The 19313-nt window shown below is 72.7% G+C and carries 16 protein-coding genes and 18 pseudogenes; 20 read left to right on the plus strand and 14 right to left on the minus strand.

The features are described from left to right. Positions 1–178: 178 nt before the first annotated feature. From FF86_RS62090 to FF86_RS09225, 4 genes and pseudogenes are all read right to left on the minus strand, one after another. Positions 179–226: a hypothetical protein gene (locus FF86_RS62090; RefSeq protein WP_304438116.1), complete on the minus strand. Its 48-nt coding sequence runs from the start codon at positions 224–226 to the stop codon at positions 179–181. Between the two features lies 1 nt (position 227). Continuing rightward, a pseudogene (locus FF86_RS09220) lies at positions 228–1002 on the minus strand (AEC family transporter); the annotation flags it as partial. Position 1003: 1 nt separating this feature from the next. Continuing rightward, positions 1004–1081, minus strand: a pseudogene (locus FF86_RS65735) (hypothetical protein); the annotation flags it as partial. A gap of 121 nt (positions 1082–1202) precedes the next feature. Further along, positions 1203–1424, minus strand: coding sequence for a hypothetical protein (locus FF86_RS09225; protein ID WP_044883058.1), 222 nt, complete (start codon positions 1422–1424; stop codon positions 1203–1205). Positions 1425–1641: 217 nt separating this feature from the next. Here FF86_RS09225 and FF86_RS44250 point away from each other — a divergent pair. Both FF86_RS44250 and FF86_RS44260 read left to right on the plus strand, forming a co-directional pair. After that, positions 1642–2251, plus strand: a 610-nt coding sequence (locus FF86_RS44250) for a fatty acid desaturase (protein WP_242418436.1), incomplete at its 3' end; no start/stop codon positions are given. A gap of 27 nt (positions 2252–2278) precedes the next feature. Continuing rightward, positions 2279–2805, plus strand: a pseudogene (locus FF86_RS44260) (fatty acid desaturase); the annotation flags it as partial. Here FF86_RS44260 and FF86_RS09235 read toward each other — a convergent pair. Further along, a complete protein-coding gene (locus FF86_RS09235; RefSeq protein WP_052680873.1) occupies positions 2802–3338 on the minus strand; it encodes a hypothetical protein in 537 nt (178 codons plus the stop codon). The pseudogene FF86_RS44260 and the gene FF86_RS09235 sit on opposite strands and share 4 nt — an antisense overlap. 915 nt (positions 3339–4253) lie before the next feature. On the opposite strand from FF86_RS09235, the pseudogene FF86_RS35650 reads away from it, so the two are divergent. Continuing rightward, positions 4254–4883 (plus strand): annotated as a pseudogene (locus FF86_RS35650) (hypothetical protein); the annotation flags it as partial. Positions 4884–5307: 424 nt separating this feature from the next. On the opposite strand, the pseudogene FF86_RS44265 reads toward FF86_RS35650, so the two are convergent. Together FF86_RS44265 and FF86_RS44270 are read right to left on the minus strand one after the other, a co-directional pair. Beyond that, positions 5308–5607, minus strand: a pseudogene (locus FF86_RS44265) (1-acyl-sn-glycerol-3-phosphate acyltransferase); the annotation flags it as partial. Between the two features lies 1 nt (position 5608). After that, positions 5609–6039, minus strand: a pseudogene (locus FF86_RS44270) (lysophospholipid acyltransferase family protein); the annotation flags it as partial. 328 nt (positions 6040–6367) lie between these two features. Between FF86_RS44270 and FF86_RS09255 the strand changes: the two are divergent. The 4 genes and pseudogenes from FF86_RS09255 to FF86_RS09265 form a co-directional block, all read left to right on the plus strand. Beyond that, a pseudogene (locus tag FF86_RS09255) lies at positions 6368–7000 on the plus strand (M50 family metallopeptidase); the annotation flags it as partial. Positions 7001–7120: 120 nt separating this feature from the next. Continuing rightward, positions 7121–8125 carry an SOS response-associated peptidase gene (locus FF86_RS09260; RefSeq protein ID WP_052680875.1) on the plus strand — a complete coding sequence of 335 codons (1005 nt, stop codon included), beginning with the start codon at positions 7121–7123 and terminating at the stop codon, positions 8123–8125. Between the two features lie 196 nt (positions 8126–8321). Then, positions 8322–8558 (plus strand): tyrosine-protein phosphatase (locus FF86_RS44275; RefSeq protein ID WP_242418437.1); only part of this gene is annotated, 237 nt, incomplete at its 3' end. Position 8559: 1 nt separating this feature from the next. Continuing rightward, positions 8560–9116: pseudogene (locus tag FF86_RS09265) on the plus strand (tyrosine-protein phosphatase); the annotation flags it as partial. Between the two features lie 109 nt (positions 9117–9225). Here the strand turns inward: FF86_RS09265 and FF86_RS09270 are convergent. The 3 genes from FF86_RS09270 to FF86_RS09280 all read right to left on the minus strand — a co-directional run bounded on the left by FF86_RS09270 (position 9226) and on the right by FF86_RS09280 (position 10791). After that, positions 9226–9789 (minus strand): HdeD family acid-resistance protein, encoded by a 564-nt coding sequence (locus FF86_RS09270; RefSeq protein WP_044882989.1) that lies wholly within the window; start codon positions 9787–9789, stop codon positions 9226–9228. Positions 9790–9909: 120 nt separating this feature from the next. Next, positions 9910–10104, minus strand: coding sequence for a ferredoxin (locus FF86_RS09275; protein ID WP_044882990.1), 195 nt, complete (start codon positions 10102–10104; stop codon positions 9910–9912). 126 nt (positions 10105–10230) lie between these two features. After that, positions 10231–10791 carry a YceI family protein gene (locus FF86_RS09280; protein WP_044882991.1) on the minus strand — a complete coding sequence of 187 codons (561 nt, stop codon included), beginning with the start codon at positions 10789–10791 and terminating at the stop codon, positions 10231–10233. A 389-nt stretch (positions 10792–11180) separates the two neighbouring features. On the opposite strand from FF86_RS09280, the gene FF86_RS31755 reads away from it, so the two are divergent. The 8 genes and pseudogenes from FF86_RS31755 to FF86_RS09300 all read left to right on the plus strand — a co-directional run bounded on the left by FF86_RS31755 (position 11181) and on the right by FF86_RS09300 (position 16254). Then, positions 11181–12296 carry a ComEA family DNA-binding protein gene (locus FF86_RS31755; protein ID WP_095212089.1) on the plus strand — a complete coding sequence of 372 codons (1116 nt, stop codon included), beginning with the start codon at positions 11181–11183 and terminating at the stop codon, positions 12294–12296. A 436-nt stretch (positions 12297–12732) separates the two neighbouring features. Beyond that, positions 12733–14039: ComEC/Rec2 family competence protein (locus FF86_RS44280; protein WP_242418448.1), on the plus strand; the 1307-nt coding region annotated here is incomplete at its 3' end. A gap of 52 nt (positions 14040–14091) precedes the next feature. Then, positions 14092–14186, plus strand: a 95-nt coding sequence (locus tag FF86_RS44285) for a hypothetical protein (protein WP_242418449.1), incomplete at its 3' end; no start/stop codon positions are given. 1 nt (position 14187) lies between these two features. After that, positions 14188–14883 (plus strand): annotated as a pseudogene (locus FF86_RS44290) (ComEC/Rec2 family competence protein); the annotation flags it as partial. 1 nt (position 14884) lies between these two features. Further along, positions 14885–15249 (plus strand): DNA polymerase III subunit delta (locus tag FF86_RS44295; protein ID WP_396229822.1); only part of this gene is annotated, 365 nt, incomplete at its 3' end. A 1-nt stretch (position 15250) separates the two neighbouring features. Beyond that, positions 15251–15320, plus strand: a pseudogene (locus FF86_RS44300) (hypothetical protein); the annotation flags it as partial. Between the two features lies 1 nt (position 15321). Continuing rightward, positions 15322–15895: pseudogene (gene holA, locus FF86_RS44305) on the plus strand (DNA polymerase III subunit delta); the annotation flags it as partial. 80 nt (positions 15896–15975) lie between these two features. Beyond that, on the plus strand, positions 15976–16254 hold the full coding sequence (locus tag FF86_RS09300; protein ID WP_236706243.1) for a hypothetical protein: 279 nt from the start codon (positions 15976–15978) through the stop codon (positions 16252–16254). Between the two features lie 167 nt (positions 16255–16421). On the opposite strand, the gene FF86_RS62095 is transcribed toward FF86_RS09300, so the two are convergent. From FF86_RS62095 to rpsT (FF86_RS44315), 3 genes and pseudogenes are all read right to left on the minus strand, one after another. Beyond that, positions 16422–16474 (minus strand): hypothetical protein (locus FF86_RS62095; RefSeq protein WP_255355747.1); only part of this gene is annotated, 53 nt, incomplete at its 5' end. Between the two features lies 1 nt (position 16475). Continuing rightward, a pseudogene (gene rpsT / locus FF86_RS44310) lies at positions 16476–16593 on the minus strand (30S ribosomal protein S20); the annotation flags it as partial. Position 16594: 1 nt separating this feature from the next. Next, positions 16595–16691, minus strand: a pseudogene (gene rpsT, locus FF86_RS44315) (30S ribosomal protein S20); the annotation flags it as partial. Positions 16692–17015: 324 nt separating this feature from the next. Between rpsT (FF86_RS44315) and lepA the strand changes: the two are divergent. From lepA to FF86_RS44340, 5 genes and pseudogenes are all read left to right on the plus strand, one after another. Next, the coding region (gene lepA, locus FF86_RS44320) for a translation elongation factor 4 (protein ID WP_304438114.1) at positions 17016–18066 on the plus strand (1051 nt) is incomplete at its 3' end. A gap of 1 nt (position 18067) precedes the next feature. Then, positions 18068–18268: pseudogene (locus FF86_RS44325) on the plus strand (elongation factor 4); the annotation flags it as partial. A 1-nt stretch (position 18269) separates the two neighbouring features. Further along, positions 18270–18475: pseudogene (locus FF86_RS44330) on the plus strand (elongation factor 4); the annotation flags it as partial. 1 nt (position 18476) lies between these two features. Then, positions 18477–18525: pseudogene (locus tag FF86_RS44335) on the plus strand (hypothetical protein); the annotation flags it as partial. Position 18526: 1 nt separating this feature from the next. After that, a pseudogene (locus FF86_RS44340) lies at positions 18527–18863 on the plus strand (elongation factor 4); the annotation flags it as partial. 312 nt (positions 18864–19175) lie between these two features. Here FF86_RS44340 and FF86_RS65740 read toward each other — a convergent pair. Then, positions 19176–19223, minus strand: a pseudogene (locus tag FF86_RS65740) (zinc finger domain-containing protein); the annotation flags it as partial. Positions 19224–19313: the final 90 nt, after the last annotated feature.

The following is a 19313-nucleotide window of genomic DNA, read 5'->3' on the forward strand; positions in this document are numbered from 1 at the left end:
CACGACGATCGGCCACGCGGGCGCGGCACGTCAACCGCAGGCGGCGCGCGACGGATCTCGGCCCGCTTCCACGAGGCGTCGGGCGGCTGGGGGCGACGGCTCCGGACACCGCTTCCGTGTCCACGTCCAGCCTAGTCCGTGTGCCTGTTCCGCTCATCAGATCGGACGTCGGNCCAGGTCAGGACTTCAACAGCAACGACCAGATGGGCAGCGTGGCAAACGACAGNGGCACCCCGACCCCCACCAGCAGGCTGGGCAGCGGGGTGGCGAGATCGTGCCGGGCGGCGATGAGCGCGCCCGCGACCATCGGTGGCATCGCCGCCTCGAACAGCGCGATCGTCACGTCGTGGTCGCCGAGCGTTCCGGTCAGCGCGTAGACCCCCACCACCAGCGCGGGGGCGACGACCAGCTTCACACCGAGGCCGAGCGCCAGCTCGCGCCACCACTGCCGGACGGCTCGCACCTCCAGTTGCAGGCCGATCGAGAACAGGGCGAGCGGGGTGAGGGTCGCGCCGAGCGAGGCCAGCGCCGAGTCCAGCCAGTCGGGGAAGGCCAACGGCCGCAGCGCCAACGCGGCCACCAGGGCGCACAGCGCCGGCGCGGTCAGGACGCGGCGAGCCAGCTCCGCGCGCGGCAGGGACGCCCCGGCGATGATCGTGACGGCGCCGAGCACCACGGTGTTGAGCAGCAGGAACGAACCAAGCTGGTCGACGAGCACGGCGATGGGCACCGACGACGCCCCGAAGAAGACCGTGACCATCGGAAAGCCGACGAAGCTGGTGTTGGCCACCGCCGTCGCGGCGACCAGGGCCGTCACCGTCGGGCGGGACAGCCCCATCGGCCGCGCCGCGAGCAGGTACAGCGCCGTGGACAGGACGAACAGCAGGTAGGGCGCGGCCACCACGAGCGCGAGGTTGCCCGGGAAGGTCACGGTATGCATGGCGCGCAGGACGAGCGCCGGCAGCGCGATGTCGAGCAGCCAGGTGTTCACGACCGCGGCGGNCTGGGCGGGCAGCCGCTGCCGGCGCCGGACCACGATGCCCGCAACCAGGCCGACAAGCAGGACGACCAGGGCGGACATCCGGCCATCGTGGCAGTCGGCGCCGCCGTGCAGGGCCGCACGTGGGCCAGCCCACGTCACGGTCTGCGACAGCTCGGCCGGTCGGCGGGCAGCTCAGCCGGTCAGCGGGCAGCTCAGCCGGTCAGCGGCGCTCCGCCCGGCGTCGGCGCGCCCGACGCACCCGGCGCAGCAGCCGGGGGAACGCGATGTTCGCGGCGAACAGCGCCGCGGCGAGCAGGTAGTTACCCTCGCCCAGGCGTTCCTGACCGGGTAGGGGCAGCAGTGTGTAGGTGATCAGGACGAGGGCCGCCAGCAGCAGGGTGCCCACCATCACCCCGCCGATCCAGGGCGGCGAGTCGCTCATCGACCGCGACCGCCGGCCCGCCGGCCGGGAACGCGCACCGTCCATCGCCACTGCCGAGTTACTCCTCACGGGTCGTTGTGGCGGACATCCTGTTGTCATTGTGGAGGACGGATGGCAGATTGACGGATCAGTTCTGCCGAACCGTCGGATGCCCGTTTCGTGCCTGCATTGGCCCGGTCGGTGACCTGCCGGTCGGCCCGGCGGATCGGAGGTGCCGGTGGCGGCTCCCGTGCTCACCGCGCCCGGTGGGATTGCCTGGCGTGACGGTAAACGGTATATGTGGCTGACCGCCATCATCGTGCCACTGCTCGCCATCGTGAGCTACGGGTTGTGGCACCGTACGGGCCTCGGGGTGCATTGGTGGATCACCCCGCTGTTCGTCTTCGTCCTTGTCCCGCTGCTGGACATATCGACGCCCGCGGATTCGGTGAATCCTCCCGAAGAGATCCGGGCCGCTCTTGAAGCGGATCGTTTCTACCGCCGGTGCACCTACCTCTACCTGCCGCTGGCCGGCATCGGTCTGGTCCTCGGCGCCGCGGCCTGGGCGGGCGGCGAACTGTCGCCGGCCGCCCGCGTCGGCGTGGTGGTCTCGGTCGGCACGGTGACCGGGGTGGGCATCACGACGGCCCACGAACTGGGCCACAAGCGGGCTCGGCTCGAACGGTGGCTGGCGCGGCTGATGCTCGCGCCCACCTGCTACGGCCACTTCTACGTCGAGCACAACCGGGGTCATCACGTGCGGGTCGCGACGCCGGCCGACCCGGCCAGCGCCCGTCTCGGGGAGGGCTTCTGGCGCTTCTGGCCGCGCACCGTGGTGGGTAGCCTGCNGTCGGCCTGGTCGTTGGAGAGCCGCNGGCTGCGGCTGCGCGGCGCGCGGGTGGTCTCGTTGCGCAACGAGGTGCTGCTTGGCTGGCTGCTCACCGCCGCCCTGTTCGGCTCGCTGGCCGCCGCCTTCGGACCGTCGGTGCTCGTCTTCCTCGCCGCGCAGGCGGTGTTCGGGTTCACCCTGCTCGAAGGCGTCAACTACATCGAGCACTACGGGTTGGCCCGGGTCCGTACCGCCGACGGGCGTCACGAGCCCGTCACCCCGCGACATAGCTGGAACAGCGACGCGGTAACCAGCAATCTGGCGCTCTACCAGCTCCAACGACACAGCGATCATCACGCCCATCCCACCCGGCGCTACCAGGTCCTGCGTTCGTTCGAGGAGTCGCCGCAACTGCCGGCGGGATACGCCACGCTGCTGCTCGCCGCGTACCTGCCCCCGGTGTGGTTCCGGCTGATGGACGACCGCGTCGTCGCCCATTACGGCGGCGACCTGAGCCGGGCGAACGTACATCCGCCGCGGCGGCGCGCTCTGGCGGCCCGTTACCGCGCTTAGCGGATCCCGTCCCACATCGCACCCGCCGGCGCGATCCGCGACCGGGACGGTTCCATCGGGATGGGCGTCCGGGGCCGTTCGTCGTCCGAGGCCGGCCGGGCCGGGGCGGCGGCCGACGGTCGGGCGTCGGCGGCGGGATCGGCGGCGCCGTTCGGCCCGGCGGCGGCCCGGCCCGCGTCCCGCGCCACCACCGACGTCGACCCCGCCGGGGCGAAGCTGCGGGACTCCCCGCGGTCGTAGGCGAGCAGATCCTGGCAGAGATCGCGGTAACCACGCAGCGCCATGCGCAGATCCTCCGTCGACGCCTCGCCGCGGGAGCGCCAGGCTTCGCGCAGGTCGCCGCGCTGCGCCTCGATCCGATCCTGCAGGGCGCGCACCGCCTCGTCGACCAGGCGGTCGGCCTGCTCGACCGCGGCCCGAGGATCGTCGACGAAGCCGAGCAGGATCTCCCGCCACCGGTCGGCGTCGCGCCCCTGGCCGGGCCGGGAGTTCGCCGCGGGGCGGCGGTCGTGCCTAATGCCGTCGAGGCTCATGACGGTCCTTCCTGTCGTGCTACGAGGGGGGCCGGCCACAGGGCGGCGTCGGTGCCGTCGGCGCGGTGACCGCGGAGGTCACCCGGCCGAGAGACGGGTTCTGGTGGACGAATCCGGGTTCGCGGGGGTTCACGCCTCCTGCTGACCGGGCGTGGCGGCGAGGCCGGCGGCAGGCCGGTCCTGCCGGTCCTGCCGGTTCGTCCGGTCGCCGGTGGAGCCGGCGTGGCTGCCGGCGCCGGCGGTCACGCCGACAAGCTGGTTGAACACCTCGCGGTANCGCACGAAGGCCGCGCGCAGGCTCTCGGTGTCCCGCCGGCCCGCGGCACCTTTCCCGTCCGGCTTGGCCGTGGTCTGCTTATGCGCCTCCCGGTAGCCGGCGACGACACGCGGATGGTCGGCGGACAGCAGCTCGGCGCGTTCGGTGAAACTGCCGGCCGGATAGCCCCGGGCCCGCATCACCTCACCGACGAGAGCGTCCGCCAGGCTGGTTGCCTCGGCGGGATCGTCCACGAAACGGGTCTGCAGCGTCTCCCAGCGGGCCGTGTAGGTCGCCCGGTCGGTCTGGGTCAGCGGGTTGATGGTGAGCGCGTCGCGCCGGTCGGCGATCTGCCGGAGCTGGCGTTCCGCCGATCGCCGGTCCGCGTGCTCGGCGAGCACGCGGTCGTACTCGGGACCGAATCGCCGCTGCAGCCCTGCCCGTCGGCTGTCACGCTGCCCGAGGAGCATGACGCTGGCGAGGACGGCGACGGCGCAGATCACCAGTAAAATCCAGCCTACGGTGAGCACGGGAAAACCTCCGCCTGACGTCCCTCTTCCGCATCATGATCCGCCCGGTCGGGTACCCAGGTGCCTTCACGGTAAACGCGGGGAAAGCGGAACCGGGCGTACCAGGGCCCCGATAGTGCCGTCGGGGGCGTGGCGACGCGCCTCGTTCCGCCTCGCCGCATTCCAGGCCAGGGCGAGTTCGGCGAGTTCGGCGCGCAGGATCGTCCGCCCCGGCTTCGGCGGGAACGACGTGTCGACGGCCGACCGGATCGGCGCGACCAGGTGCGCCCGATCAGGCCGAGCACCTGCAGGCGGACAGGTACGCCCGGCGCCGATCCCGATCCCGATCCCGATCTCGATCCCGATCCCGATCTCGATCCCGATCTCGATCCCGATCTCGATCCCGATCTCGATCCCGATCTCGATCTCGATCTCGATGACGGTTTCGTGGCCGAGAGTCAGCGCGAGTTCCATGGTGCGCTCCGCCGCGACGCGCGGCTCGCCGGCGCGGGCGTCCGGCACTCCGGCGAGCCGACGGAGCTGGATGCCCGTTTCGTCCTCGCCCGCGTGCCGGCCGCCGTCGAGGGCGGCGAACAGGGTCGCGGGCTGAAACCCCCGATGGAGGTAGGTCCGGGGGACGACGGTGATGTCGGCATAACGCACCCGCTGATCGGCCAGGAGCAGGGCCGCGCCCTGAGCAAGGAAGGAAGAATATCCCCGTCACCGGATGCAGGAACCTCAGCCGGCGTTACCGCCTCAGCCGGTGTTACCAGCCGCCGGNGCTCCCATCCCGCCCGGTCTGAATGGCGGGATCGATGCGGATTACCGGGCGGGCGGCCGGGGTCGGCGGGAGAGGCTTCGCAGGTCGATGCGGGCTCCAGCCGGATGTGNGGATCGACCTTGGGTGGCGCGTCGACGAACATCTTGTCATCGCCGGTCTGGAACACCTCGATCGCCATCGCACCCCGCCGTCGCCCGCTCGGCGGTGCGGAGCCCGAATTCCTCGGCTCGAGATTTCCGGAGGCACGTGCCGGTGGTCAAGAAAGCTGACGAGGAGCTGCCGGCCCCGGATGATCCGCTNCGACGCAGGCCGCGGCCGGTCAAGGCTGCGGGCCGTGTCGCCTGCCCAGGGTTGGCAAGCCTGCCCAGGGTCGGTATGCCTGCGCGGGTCAGGGCCAGGCGCCGGTCCGGGGCTGTGGGCCGCTCACGCCTCCGGGTCGTCCGGCTCGGTGGGCGGCCACGGGGCCGACCCGCCAAGGTGCGCGGGCACCCACCAGTCGGGCTCGCCGGGCGCGGGGCGCGGATAGCTTCGCTGCGCCTCGTCGAGCAGCTCCGTCATCACCTTGTGCAGGACGTCCGTCCCAGTCCGGCGGTCGGTGAGCTCGGCCGGGGGGACCGGGCGGCCCACCGTGATGGAGATCGGGGTGCCGATCGCGTCCCGCAGCGTGAACGGATGCCCCTTCGTGAGGACCCGCTGGCTGCCCCAGAGGATCACCGGGATCACNGGGACGTTCGTGTGCGCCGCCATCCGGGCCGCACCGGACTTGAACGAGGCCAGGCAGAAACTCGGGCTGATCGTCGCCTCGGGGAAGACCCCGACGAACTCGCCGGCGCGCAGCGCCTTCAGCGCGTCCCGCAGCGACGCGGCCCCGGCCTGCCGGTCGACCGGGATGTGGTGCATCCCGCGCATCAGCGGACCGGAGATCCGGTGGTCGAAGACCTCCTTCTTGGCCATGAAACGGACGAGCCGCCGCCGGGCGGTCCAGAACGGTAGGCCGGCGAGCGCGAAGTCGAGATAGGAGACGTGATTGATCAGGACTATGCCGCCACCGGAGGCGGGAATGTTCTCCGCACCCCGCATGTCGAGCCGCAGGCGCAGCGCGCCGAACAGCCCCCTCGCCACAGTGATAACCGGCCGGTAGACGTATTCCGCCACGACGGGCCACTCCTCAGCTTGTCCTCGCGGTCTCCCCCAGGCACCCAAACGCGTTCCCGACCCTACCGCCGCCCCCCGACCACGGGGGCGCCTGACAGGGGAGCGCTCGCCCTTTCGAGGACCCCCGCCGGCACCTTCGCGCTCCCCCGGCCCGAGGATCGATGATGTCCGAACGGGCGCCGTCGGCCGGTGTGGGGCCAACGGCCACGTATCGGAAGAGGTGGCGACGCATCGGGCGACGCGCACGTATCTGGGAGGGAGCGGCCGGATGGAGATCCTGCGGCGCAGCATCGAGGCGCAGGCGGCGCCGCCGCAGTGGGTGTTCGTNGTCGCCGCGGTCCTCGCGGCCGTGACGGTACTCAGCGATCGGCTGTGGCCCGTCGCCCGACACGTCATCACGATTGCGCACGAGGGCGGGCACGCCCTGGCCGCGGTCGCGAGTGGCCGTCGCCTGGCAGGCGTCCGCCTGCACTCGGACACCTCCGGGGTCACCGTCTCCTCCGGGCGACCGACGGGCCCCGGCGTGATCGCCACGGTCGCCGCCGGCTATCCCACGCCCTCGCTGATCGGACTCGGCGCCGCCGCCCTGCTGGCCACCGGCCGCACGAGCCTGGTGCTCCAGCTCTGCGTGGCGATGCTGCTCGCGATGCTCGTCGTGATCCGAAACGGCTTCGGGGTGATGTCGCTGCTGGTCAGCACCGCGGCGATCCTGGCGGTCTCCTGGTTCGCGCCGCCCACCGCGCGCGCCGGGTTCGCCGCCTACGTCGCCTGCTTCCTGCTGTTCGGGGCGCTGCGGCCGGTGGTCGAGGTGCAGCGGCAACGGCGGCGTCGCCGGGGGAGGGATTCGGATCCGGATCAGCTCGCCCGGCTGACCGGGCTTCCACCGGGCTTCTGGGTGGGCCTGTTCGGCCTGACGGGGCTCGCGTGTCTCGCCGGCGGGGGCGGTCTGCTGTTCGGCTGAGCGCCAGGACCCCGCCGGGCGTGACGGCGTCGGCGGGCGTCGGCGTCACCGGCGCTGGGGATCAGGGGCGCTGGGGATCAGGGGCACTGGGGATCATGGGGTGCTGGGCGCTGCCAGGAAATGTCGGACCCGGCTGCCACACTGGTCGGCATGTGCGGTCGTTACACGCAGAAGTTGAAGGCCGACGATCTGGTCGCCGCCATGTCTGCCCGCGACGAGACCGGCGGTGGGGTCAGGGAGAGCTACAACGTTGCCCCCACGTCGACGATGCCGATCGTCGTTGCGGAGCCGCCCGCGGCCGGCGGCGGACCGGGTGGCGCGGCCGGCGGCGACTCGGGGGCCCCGTCGGGTGACGATCGGTCGGGACGGGCGCCGGCCGGCCGGGTCCTGCGGCTGGCCACCTGGGGGTTGGTGCCGTCCTGGGCCAAGGACCGCGCGATCGGCACCAAGATGATCAATGCCAGGGCGGAGACGGTGGCGACCAAGCCGGCGTTCCGCGCGGCCTTCGCGGCCCGGCGCTGCCTCGTGCCCGCCACCGGCTTCTACGAGTGGTTCCATCCGGGCGGCGGATCCCGGCGCGGGCAGCCGTTCTACATCTACCCGGCGGGTCATCCGGAGAGTGGGGGGATCTTCGCCTTCGCCGGCCTCTACGAGGTGTGGCGCAAGGGGGAGACGCCGCTGGTGACCTTCACGATCCTGACCACCGGGGCGGCCGAGGGCCTGGCGTTCCTGCATGACCGCTCGCCGGTGATCCTGCCCGCGGCGGCCTGGGACCGGTGGATCGATCCGGCGGCCGACCCTGCCGCGCTCGCCCCGTTGCTGCGTCCGGCGCCGGTCGGGGTGCTCGCCGCCCATCCGGTGGGCGCGGCGGTGGGCAACGTCCGCAACAAGGATCCCCGGCTGACCGACCCGGTCGACCTCGATCCGGCGGTGGCGGAGGCAGTGGAGCTGGCGGGCGGTCCCACGGTGGCGGCTGTGGACCTGGCCACCGGCAGCGGTGCCGCGAGCAGCCGAGCGGGATCGGCCGAGGCGCGCCCGGCGGGGGCCGCCGTGGACCTGTCGCTGTTCGAACTCGATCCGGCCGACGCGGTGACCGGCGACGTCACCGCCCGCGGCGAACGGTGAGTGGACGGACGCATCATGTGATTGCAGGTTCATCCGGCGGAAATCCGCGAGGATGGGGGATGCCGCCGGCGGCGGCGTCACGGGCGGACGGGCCCGCCGTCTGGGTCCGATGCGACTCGGGCCGGCGGCGGTCCAGCCCGACCGGCGCCGACCGGCCATGACCATGACCAGGCACGCACGGCCGGAGGAGAACCCGATGACGTCCCTCACCGATCCGACCGACGCGGCGGGCGCCGGTTCCGCCCCGCCGCTCGAGGCGCCGGCGCCGGCGGACGTCGCCGGGCTGGTCAACCTCCGCGACGTCGGAGGCATGACGACCGCAGACGGCCGTCGCACCCGCCCTGGCGTGCTCTACCGCAGCGAGATGCCCAAGGTCGGGGACCGCCCGCCGCCGGAGTCGATGACCTGGCCGCCGCGCACGGTGATCGACCTGNGTTCGGCCGTCGAGCGCGGGCCCGATCCGCACCCGCTCGCCGCTCTCGGCGCCGAGATCAGGGTGTTCCCGCTGCTCGGCGACGAGGCGGCGCCCGGCCGCCACACCGCCACCTCGGGGGCGATGGAGGGCGGCCTGCAGGCGCTCTACGTGGCGATGGTCGAGCACGCCGCGCCCCAACTCGCCGCGATCGTCGATGTCGTGGGGGAGGCGCCGGGCCCGGTGCTCGTGCACTGCGCCGCCGGGAAGGACCGCACCGGTGTCACGATCGCCGTGCTGTTGCGCCTCGCCGGCGTCGTCGAGGAGAACGTCCTCGCCGACTACGCGGCCACCGAGCAGAACATGCGCGGCGTGGTCAGGCGGCTCAAGGGGCACGCCCTGCTGCCCGGCGTGAGCGACCCGAAGCGGGGCCGCGAGCTGGTCAAGACGTCGCTCGCCGCCGCGGAGGCGGTCATCGCCACGACCGACGCTCATCCCGGCGGGGTGGCCGGCTGGGTCCGGGCTCACGGCGCCGGCGAGGAGTCGATCCGCCGCTGGCGCGACCGCCTCCTCGCCTGAGCGGGCCCGGCAACGCCTGAGCGGGCCGGCAACCCGCGAGTGGTGGCCCGTCTACCGACGGTCCGGCCGGCGCCGGCCGGACCGTCGGTAGCAACCCGCCAGACCCACGTCAGGCCGGCGTGCGCGGCCGCAACGCCAGCCCCAGCGCGATCTCGGTGACTCCGGTGACGACGAGCTGAATCCCGAAGATCACCGCAAGCGCCACGATCGTCGCGTCCGGCCAGGCGAGGGCGAGCACACCCAGCACCACGCTGACAGCCGCCACCGCGTAGCTGGGCACCGTGCTGCGGGCACCGGCCTCGGGCGACTGCAACGCCCGGGTCACCAGCGCCCGCGCGACGCCGGTGATGATCAGGATGGCGCCGACGAGCAACGCCAGCACCCGCAACGTCACTCCCGGCCACAGGAGGACGACGACGCCGCCGAGGGTGAGCAGGATCCCGAAGAAGGCGGTGCCCGCGGAGTTCTCGGCCCTGGCGGCGGCCAGCGTCTCGCCGATCCCGGACAGGACCAGAGACACCCCGGCAAGCACGGCCAGGGTGCCGGCCGTCGCGAACGGATTGAGGATCAGCAGAAGTCCCAGCACCGTGACAGCCAGACCGACGACGAGTAGCGCCGGCCATACGGCGCTGGGCGTCTGCCGGTGTCGCTGGTGCCGGTAGATCGTCGCCATCGAGGCACCTCCTGTACCGACCCGCACCACCCGTGCGGATCCGTACCGAGTTCCTACCCGGTGTTGGCCCGACCGCACCGCTCGGCGGCCCCTCGACCGCCCCGCGGTCCGNCGGGCCCGTCAGCCGTCGCTGATGCTGATCGCCTCCGTCGGGCAGGAGTCGGCTGCCTCCTGAAGGTCGTCCCACCGCGCGTCGTCCGGCTCCTCGATCAGCAGATAGAGGTAGCCGTCGTCCCGAATCTCGAAGACGTCCGGAACGAGCTGGACACACGTGCCGCTGCTGGCGCAACGGTCGAAGTTGACGGTCACGTGCATCGGCGCACCTCCCGTGATGCTCCCAGAATGTCGGCGTCGCGTGGACCCTACCGCTGGGCCCGGTGGAGGAACAGAAGTGTCACCTCCGCAGGCCACAGTGGCAATGCGCCGCTCCCAGGTGGGCCGTCAGGACGCCTTGATCGCGGAGATGTCCAGCTCGACCTTGACCTTGTCGCTGATGAGGACGCCGCCGGTCTCCAACACCGCGTTGAAGGTCAGGCCGAAGTCCTTGCGGTTGAGGGTCGTGGTGCCGGTGAAGCCGGCCCGGACGTTGCCGAACGGGTCCTTGGAGCTGCCCTCGAAGGCGATGTCGAGGTCGACCGGGTGGGTGACGCCGCGGATCGTCAGATCGCCGGTGAGCACGTACTCGTCGTCGCCCTTGCCGGCGACCGCGCCGGTGCTGACGAAGGTGATCGTCGGGTAGGTCGCGATGTCGAGCAGGTCGGCCGACTTCACATGGCCGTCGCGGTCCGGCACGCCGGTGTCAAAGGAGCCGGTCTGGATCGTCACGGTGGCGGTGGACGCCGTCGGCTCGGCACCGTCCAGGTTCAGGGTGCCCTCGATGGCGGTGAACTGCCCCCGCACGGTCGTGACCATGGCGTGCCGCGCGGCGAAGCCGATCCGCGAGTGGGCGGGGTCGATCGTCCAGGTGCCGGTCAGGTCGGTCAGGGCGGTGGTCGTGGTCATCGCGTCCTCCAGAGGGAGCCGCCGGACATGTCGGTTGCCCGGCGACGGAGTGGTGTGGCGTGCTTGACCGGTCGGCAGGTTCCGCCGCCAGGTCGTTGCAGGCGCAACTTACAGCTCGGGTCAACGTCCCGGCGGGAGACGTATTCCGGGCGCTGCCTGCTGATCTGTGACGACCGTAACGAGATCTCGGTCGTCCGCCCAGAGCCCCGGGCCGATCTGTGGATAACCCGCCGTTGTCCACAGATCGCCATCTGGCCCGGCGCATGGACCGCAGATCGATCTACGGTCCGGTCATGGTCACAATCACCCCCGGTCCCGGGTGCCCGTCCCCATCCCCCCTTCTCGCGGCTCGGTTCCCCGAGCCCTTCCCGCCCGATCCGCCCCCACCGGTGTCCGCCGGCGAACCGCATCCACCCGGTGGGGTGCGCGAGGGCGTCTTCGCCGATGACGAGGAGTGGCTCGACGCCATCGCCGACGCCGCCGTCCCAGGCCGGGTTGACCGCCACGACGGCGATGCCGACGGGAGACCCAGCTCGGGTGGCACCGATGGTGGCGTCATCGCCGGCGAGACGGACCTGGACGCCCGTCCGGAGACGGGACACGACGGCTCGTTGCGCGCCCCGGACCGGTCGGCCGCCCGTCCTTCTGCGGCGCCGGTCGTGGACGACGCGGCCGGTTGGACGGGGAGCGCTGCGCTACCGGAAGGTGGCTGGCGGGCGGTTCGAGAGCGACTGGCGCGGCGGTTCCCGGCCAGCCTTCGCGGTGTGGTGACGGCGCCGGCCGCGAGCGCGACGCTGGTCCTGGCCCTGGTCGCGCTCGTCGCCGCGCTCCTGGCGACCTGGTTCGCCTGGCAGCACCGGCCGGTGTCGGTCGCCGCGCCGGTCGGCCGGCCCTCGGCGGTGGTCGTCGCGTCGAGTGCAGCCGCGGACGGCGGTTTCGTCGACGCTGCCAGGACGGACGCCGGCCGGACCCCAGCGGCGGGTGCGGCCGTGGGTGTGGCGGCCACCCCGGCCCTCGCCGGCGCCGCCGGTGAGGTGGTGGTCGACGTTGCCGGCCGGGTGACGCGGCCCGGTGTTGTCCGGCTGCCTGCCGGTTCTCGGGTGGTCGACGCGATCGACCGGGTCGGGGGAGTGCTTGCCGGCACCGACACGACGGGTATCGGTCTGGCCCGGGTGCTGGTCGATGGTGAGCAGATCCTCGTCGATGGCCGCCCCGGGCCGCCGCCCGCCGTGGCCGCGCCGGCGTCCGTCGCGGGCGCGTCCCCCGCCGCCGGTGGCGGTGGTGGCGGTGGCGGTGGCGGTGGCACACAGAACGGCCCGATCGATCTCAACAGCGCCAGCTCCGAGCAGCTCGACGGCCTGCCCGGGGTCGGTCCGGTGCTTGCCGGGCGCATCGTCCAGTGGCGCACCGAGCATGGGCCCTTCCGCTCCCCGGAACAGCTTGGGGAGGTCACCGGCCTCGGCGACAAGCGACTGGCGGACCTGCTGCCGCTGGTGAAGGTGTGACGCGGCGATGGTCGCCGTGGGCATGGAGACCGGCCTCGCGCTGCCTCAGCGGCCGTCGCCCGCGGCTGCGCCGGCCGATGCCCGGCTGGTCACGCCCGCGCTGGCGGCCTGGGGCGGCGCGGCGGTCGCGGTCCACTGGTCGTTGCCGGACGCCGCACTCGTCCTCGCCGCCGCGGCAGTCCTGACGGTGCCGGCGGGCCTGCTGACCCGGGCCCGCCGCCGGCGCCATACCGGCAGCGGGCGCATCGCGGCGCCGACGCCGATCGGCGACGGCGATGCCGACGGCGACGGCGATCAGGATGGCATCCTGCCCACGGCTGCCAGGGTGGTTCTGACAGCCGTGGTGTTCCTCGCCGCCGGAGTCCTCGCAGGCGGGTTGGCGACGCGTCCCGGTGACCGAGGCCCGCTCGCCGACCTGGTGCGGCAGGGGGTACCGATGACCGCCCAGGCCGTGGTCACGGACGATCCGCGGCCGGCCGCCCCGGCCGCGCCCGGAGTCGGTCCGCCGACGGCTACCCCCACCACGTTCGTCGTGGCCGTCCGGTTGGAGCGCGTCATCGCCGGGCCCGTCGTGGTGCGGCTGCGTGCCTCGGCCATCCTGCTCGGGCGGGGCGCCGGCTGGGGTGATCTGCTGCCCAGCCAACATCTGGAGGTCGTGGGCCGGTTCGCCGTTCCCCGAGCGGGCGACACCGTCGCCGCGGTCGTGCTGGCCACCGGAGCGCCGCGTCTGAGGGGCGATCCCGACGCGTTGCAGCGCTTCGCCGGGCGACTGCGGGCCGGCCTGCGCGATGCCTCCGCCGGCCTGCCCGAACCGCGGCGCGGCCTGCTGCCGGCGCTCGTCGTCGGGGACGTCTCCGGACTCGACGAGGACCTGCGCGCCGACTTCCGCAGCGCCGGGATGTCGCACCTGACCGCCGTCTCCGGCGGCAATGTCGCCGTCGTGACCGCGTCCGCCCTGGTCGTGGCGGCGCGGGCGCGGCGTGGTCTGCGCGGGCGGGCGGCGGGCGGCGCGGCCGCACTGGTCGGGTTTGTCGTCCTCGCCCGACCCTCCGCCAGCGTCCTGCGCGCCGCCGTGATGGGGCTCATCGGGCTGGCAGCACTCGCTGCCGGCCGACCTCGCGCGGTCCTGCCGGCCCTGGCCGCGAGCGTCACCGTGCTCGTCCTCGCGCAGCCCACCCTCGCGGTCTCCGTCGGCTTTGCCCTGTCCGTCCAGGCCACCGCTGGAATGATCGTTTTCGCGGCGGGCTGGCACGCCGCCCTCGCGCGGTGGCTGCCCGACCGGCTCGCTGAGGTGCTCGCGGTGGCGGCGGCCGCTCAGCTTGCCTGCATGCCGCTGCTGGCGTGGATCGGCGGGGGCCTGAGCCTGGTCGCGATCGGCGCGAATGTCCTCGCCGTAGCAGCGGTGCCCGCGGCGACCATGCTGGGCGTCCTGGTCCTGGTCGTCGCCGCCGTGTCGCCCCCGCTGGCCCGGATGCTGGCGCACCTTGCGGACCTGCCCTGCTGGTGGTTGGTGACGGTCGCGCGCCGCTGCGCCCACCTTCCGGCGGCCACGGTTGGCTGGCCCGCAGGGGTGCTGGGCGCCGGCGCGGCGGCGCTCGCCGCCCTCGTCGCGGTGGCGGTGCTGCGCCGGCGGTGGGGGCGCCGGGTGGCCACCGCAGCCGTCGTCGGCCTGCTCCTGGCGCGCTGCGCCGTCGTCGAGCGGTTCGCCTCCTGGCCGCCCGCCGGCTGGCGGCTGGTGGCCTGNGACGTCGGGCAGGGGGACGCGCTGGTGCTGTCGGCCGGGCCCGGCAGTGCGGTGCTGGTCGACGCGGGACCGGATCCGGACCTGCTTGCCCGCTGCCTCAACGAGCTCGGCGTGCGCCGCCTGCCCGTGATCGTCCTGAGCCATCTNCACGCGGATCACGTCGACGGGCTCCCCGGCGTGCTCGGCCGGCTGCCGGTGGGGGAGGTGCTGGTCGGCCCGTTGCGGGAACCGGCGGGTCAGTGGCGTTCGGTCCGTCGATGGGCGGACCGGGCGCGCGTGCCGCTGCGCACCATCGGCGCGGGTGCCTGGGGCCGGGCGGGCGCGGTCTGCTGGACGGTGCTGGCGCCCCGGATCATCCTGCACGGCACGGACAGCGATCCCAACAACGACAGCCTGGTGCTCTCCGCCCGGGTCGGCGCCGCGACCATCCTGCTCACGGGGGATGTGGAGGCAACCGCCCAACGGCTGTCGCTCGGCCGTCCGCAGGACCGGGCCGGGCTACGGGCGGACGTCCTCAAGGTTCCGCACCACGGGTCCGCCAACCAGGACCCTGGATTCCTCGCGGCGAGCGGGGCCCGCTTCGCGCTGATCAGCGTCGGGACGGGCAACGACTACGGTCATCCGGCGGCATCGACGCTGCGCGCGCTGAACCGGGCCGGGATGGCCGTCGCCCGGACCGATCGCGACGGGGCGCTGGCGGTGGTCGCACCCGCGGCGCCGCCCGGGGCCGGTCAGCCCGGTCAGCGTTGCCCCGAGCCTGGGACGGATCGGCCGGACCGGCCCGGCGCGCCGGCCCGCAACCCGGTCTCGGTGGTGCGCCGCCGGTCGGGGGAGGGATCGTGACATGCTCACCCGCGTGCCAGCTTCTCCAGCACCCCCGCTCGTTCTCGTCTCCGGCGACGAGGACCTGCTCGTGGGGCGAGCCGTCCGCGAGGTCCTCGACGCGGCCCGCGCCCGAGATCCCGAAGTGGAGATCGTGGACCGGGCAGCCGCCGAGTTCAGCGAGGCGGACATGGTGGACCTCGGTGCCACGTCGATGTTCGGCGGTGGCCGGGCGGTCGTCGTCCGGGGGGTCCAGGACCTCGGGGAGGAGCTGCGCGACGCGCTGCTGGCCTACATCAGCCATCCCCTCGACGACGTCGTGCTCGTGCTCGTGCACAGCGGTGCGGTGAAGAACCGCAAGCTGGCCGACGCCATGAAGGCGGCGGGNGCCCGTGTCGTGCCCGCCGCGAAGATCACCAAGCCCCGGGAACGGCACGACTTCGTGGTCGCCGAGGTCCNTCGCCTCGGTGGGCGGATCAGCGACGGTGCCGTGCGGGCCCTGCTCGATGCCGTCGGTGGCGATCTGCGTGAGCTCGCCGCGGTGTGTGACCAGCTCGTCGCCGACACCGAGGGCGGCATGCTGGACGAGGCCGCGGTGGCCCGGTTCCATCGGGGGCGCGCCGAGGCCACCGGGTTCGCCGTCGCCGACGCGATCATCGGGGGTGACCTGCCGCAGGCGCTGACGCTGCTGCGCCAGGCCATCGAAGGGGGGACCGCGGCCGTGCTGATCTCCAGCGCCGTCGCCGGCGGCCTGCGGGATCTCGCGCGGGTGTCCTCGGCCGGCCCGGGGACGAAGTGGGACCTCGCCCGCGCACTCGGCATGCCCGACTGGAAGGTCGAGAAGGCGCAGCGTTCCGCGCGCGCCTGGTCCGATCCGGGCCTGGCGCTCGCGCTGCGCGCGTCGGCGACGGCGGATGCCGGTGTGAAGGGGGCGTCCGTGGACGCGGGCTATGCGCTGGAGAAGCTCCTGCGTGAGGTGGCCGTGGCGCGGTCCTTCCCCCGGGATCGCGCCCACCGCGGCGGGCTTCGATGAGCGGGACGCAGCGGCCGGAGGGGTCGTCCCCGGCGGGCGGGGCAGGTGGCCGGCCAGAGCCGGCCAGGGGGCACGACGCCGTGGATCCCGACGAAACCGATGCGCCGCCGCCGGGAGGCTGGTTCGGGCTGCAGGTTCTGCCCGCCGGCTGGATGCGCGGGCTGCTCACGACCGTCACAGGGCTGGTCACGGTGGTCGTCGCGCTGGGAGACCTGGCAAGCGCCTGGGTGGTCGGCGTCCTGCCGGTGACCGTCGCCGCGATGGTCGCGTACCACGAGGTGCTCGAACGGCTGATCCAGCCGGCGCACACCGATCCGGCGGGTGCGCAGAAGCCGCCGGGCGACCCGGCTACCCGCTAGGACCGCTCCGATCCGCTGGGGACCGCTTCGGTCGCACCCGCACCGCACCCGCACCGCACCCGCGACGGGCGGTAGGCAGACGGGCAGGGAATCGAGNGGGCCCGCGGGCAACGTGGACACGCAGAAAAGCCGGAGCACCCCTGGCGCCCCGGCTCCGCCGCGCGGTTTCAGCCAGCCGTCAGGCTCGCGTGCGCGCGAGCCAGCGCCGACTTCTTGTTGGNGGCCTGGTTCGGGTGGATGACGCCCTTGCTGACAGCCTTGTCCAGCTTGCGGGAGGCGACCCGCAGGGTCTCGCTGGCGCGCTCGGCGTCGCCCGCCTCGACCGCGTCGCGGAACCGGNGCACGTGCGTCTTGAGCTCGGACTTGACAGCCTTGTTGCGCAGCCGCCGCTTCTCGTTGGTGAGGTTGCGCTTGATCTGCGACTTGATGTTGGCCACGCGGAGGAACCTCTGGTTGTCGAGTCGGGATGGTGCGGACACGTCATCATACGGACGCCGGCCGCGCGCGGCGGGCTCGGAGTACCGGCGCCTCGGAGGCCGGCCACCTGCGCCGAACCCGGTGTCACGCGGGGTCGGAGGCGGCCGGACCGCTCGGGTTGGCGACGCGGCCCACCAAGGCGGCGCCCAGAATATCAAACCGCTGCCGGCCGGTGCACCGGCGCAACCTCCGTGCCGGCTCCTGGCACGATGAAGGGAGGTCGACCCAGATCCCGGCACGGGACGGCTCCCGTGACCACCGCGAGCGAAACGAGAACTCTCCGCGTGTCCGCAGCCCCGCACCTGGCGCCCGGCGCCGACCCCGCGATGATTCGCAACTTCTGCATCATCGCCCACATCGACCACGGCAAGTCGACCCTTGCCGACCGGATGCTCGGTGTGACCGGAGTCGTGGAGGCGCGCAACATGCGCGCTCAGTACCTCGACCGGATGGACATCGAGCGCGAGCGTGGGATCACCATCAAGGCCCAGAACGTGCGGCTGCCCTGGCGGGCGCAGGACGGGCAGGACTACATCCTGCATCTCATCGACACGCCCGGCCACGTCGACTTCAGCTACGAGGTGAGCCGGTCGCTGGCCGCGTGCGAGGGCGCGGTCCTGCTGGTCGACGCCGCGCAGGGGATCGAGGCGCAGACGCTGGCGAACCTCTACCTCGCGATCGAGAACGACCTGACCATCGTCCCCGTCCTGAACAAGATCGACCTTCCGGCCGCCCAGCCGGAGAAGTACGCCGAGGAGATCGCGGCGATCATCGGCTGCGACCCGGGTGACGTACTGCGCGTGTCGGGCAAGACCGGCCAGGGCGTGCCGGAGCTGCTCAACGAGATCGTCCGGCAGGTGCCCGCGCCAGTCGGCAACCCCGCCGGACCCGCCCGGGCAATGATCTTCGACAGTGTCTACGACATCTACCGCGGCGTCATCACCTACGTCCGGGTCGTCGACGGCACCCTGACCACCAGGGACCGCTGCCTGATGATGTCGACGGGTGCCAGCCACGAGACGCTCGAGGTCGGGGTGATCTCGCCGGATCCGCATCCGACGGGCTCGCTGTCGGTCGGCGAGGTCGGCTACGTCATCCCCGGGGTCAAGGACGTCCGCCAGGCCCGCGTGGGTGACACCGTCACCACCGCCCGCAATCCGGCCACGGAGATGCTCGGCGGCTACCGCGACCCGCTGCCGATGGTGTATTCGGGGCTGTACCCGATCGACGGCAGCGAGTACCCGGCGCTGCGCGAGGCGCTCGACAAGCTCCAGCTCAACGATGCCGCGCTGACCTACGAGCCGGAGACATCGGCGGCGCTCGGCTTCGGCTTCCNCTGCGGCTTCCTCGGCCTGCTGCACCTGGAGATCGTTCGGGAGCGCCTGGAACGCGAGTTCAACCTGACCCTCATCTCCACCGCGCCGAACGTCGTCTACCGGGTGGTGATGGAGGACGCCTCCGAGGTCACCGTGACCAACCCCAGCGACTGGCCCGGCGGCAAGATCGCCGAGGTGTACGAACCGATCGTCGACGCGATNCTGCTGCTGCCCACCGACTTCGTCGGCGCGGTCATGGAGCTCTGCCAGGGGCGCCGCGGCGTGCTCAAGGGGATGGACTACCTGTCCACCGACCGGGTCGAGCTCAAGTACACCCTGCCACTCGGTGAGATCATCTTCGACTTCTTCGACGCGCTGAAGTCCCGGACCCGGGGGTACGCGAGTCTCGACTACGAGCCGGCCGGCGANCAGCTCGCCGACCTGGTCAAGGTCGACATCCTCCTGCAGGGCGAGACGGNCGACGCCTTCTCGGCGATCGTGCACAAGGAGAAGGCCTACTCCTACGGCGTGGCGATGACGGCCAAGCTGCGCGAGCTGATCCCGCGCCAGCAGTTCGAGGTGCCGATCCAGGCGGCGATCGGCAGCCGGATCATCGCCCGGGAGAACATCCGGGCGATCCGCAAGGACGTGCTGGCCAAGTGCTACGGCGGTGACATCACCCGCAAGCGCAAGCTGCTGGAGAAGCAGAAGGAGGGCAAGAAGCGGATGAAGACCATCGGACGCGTCGAGGTCCCGCAGGAGGCGTTCATCGCCGCGCTGTCCACCGACACCGGGAAGCCCGCGACGAGCAAGTGACCCACCCCCGGCCGGGGAAGACCGGGCGGGTTGACCCGGGGGGAGACCGCCGATCACGGCCACCCCCCGGGGGGTCCCGCGTCGTCAGCTCGTCGGTAGCGGACTCGCCGGCAGGCGGATCGGTTCGGTCGCCGGTTCGGNGAGCGAGAGGTCCCCGGCGGGCGCGGCGGCGTTGGAACGATACACGGTGGTTCGGGGCGGGAGCAGTTCGGAGATCTCCTCGAGAACGGCCCTGACGTCATCGTCCATGGCCGGATCTTTTCGCACCGGGCTCGACCGNTCGACGATGCTCCGCCCATATCTGATCTTCCGTCAACAACGGGGGCAAAACGTGCTCGACCTCTCGTCGGCGCCGACGGGGACCCCCGTTTCCGGTGCTTATCCCGGCGTGGTCCCGGTGTGGCCATCTTCGGCCCGCTCGTGCGCTTGACAAACGTGGCGTTGCTGTAA

Source organism: Frankia sp. CpI1-P, from assembly GCF_001421075.1.
Lineage (GTDB): Bacteria > Actinomycetota > Actinomycetes > Frankiales > Frankiaceae > Frankia > Frankia torreyi.

Coding starts and splice junctions, on each gene's coding strand:
- FF86_RS09225 (WP_044883058.1), bottom strand. CDS start 1,424: ATGAGCGACTCGCCGCCCTGGATCGGCGGGGTGATGGTGGGCACCCTG.
- FF86_RS09235 (WP_052680873.1), bottom strand. CDS start 3,338: ATGAGCCTCGACGGCATTAGGCACGACCGCCGCCCCGCGGCGAACTCC.
- FF86_RS09260 (WP_052680875.1), top strand. CDS start 7,121: ATGTCGGACCCGGCTGCCACACTGGTCGGCATGTGCGGTCGTTACACG.
- FF86_RS09270 (WP_044882989.1), bottom strand. CDS start 9,789: ATGGCGACGATCTACCGGCACCAGCGACACCGGCAGACGCCCAGCGCC.
- FF86_RS09275 (WP_044882990.1), bottom strand. CDS start 10,104: ATGCACGTGACCGTCAACTTCGACCGTTGCGCCAGCAGCGGCACGTGT.
- FF86_RS09280 (WP_044882991.1), bottom strand. CDS start 10,791: ATGACCACGACCACCGCCCTGACCGACCTGACCGGCACCTGGACGATC.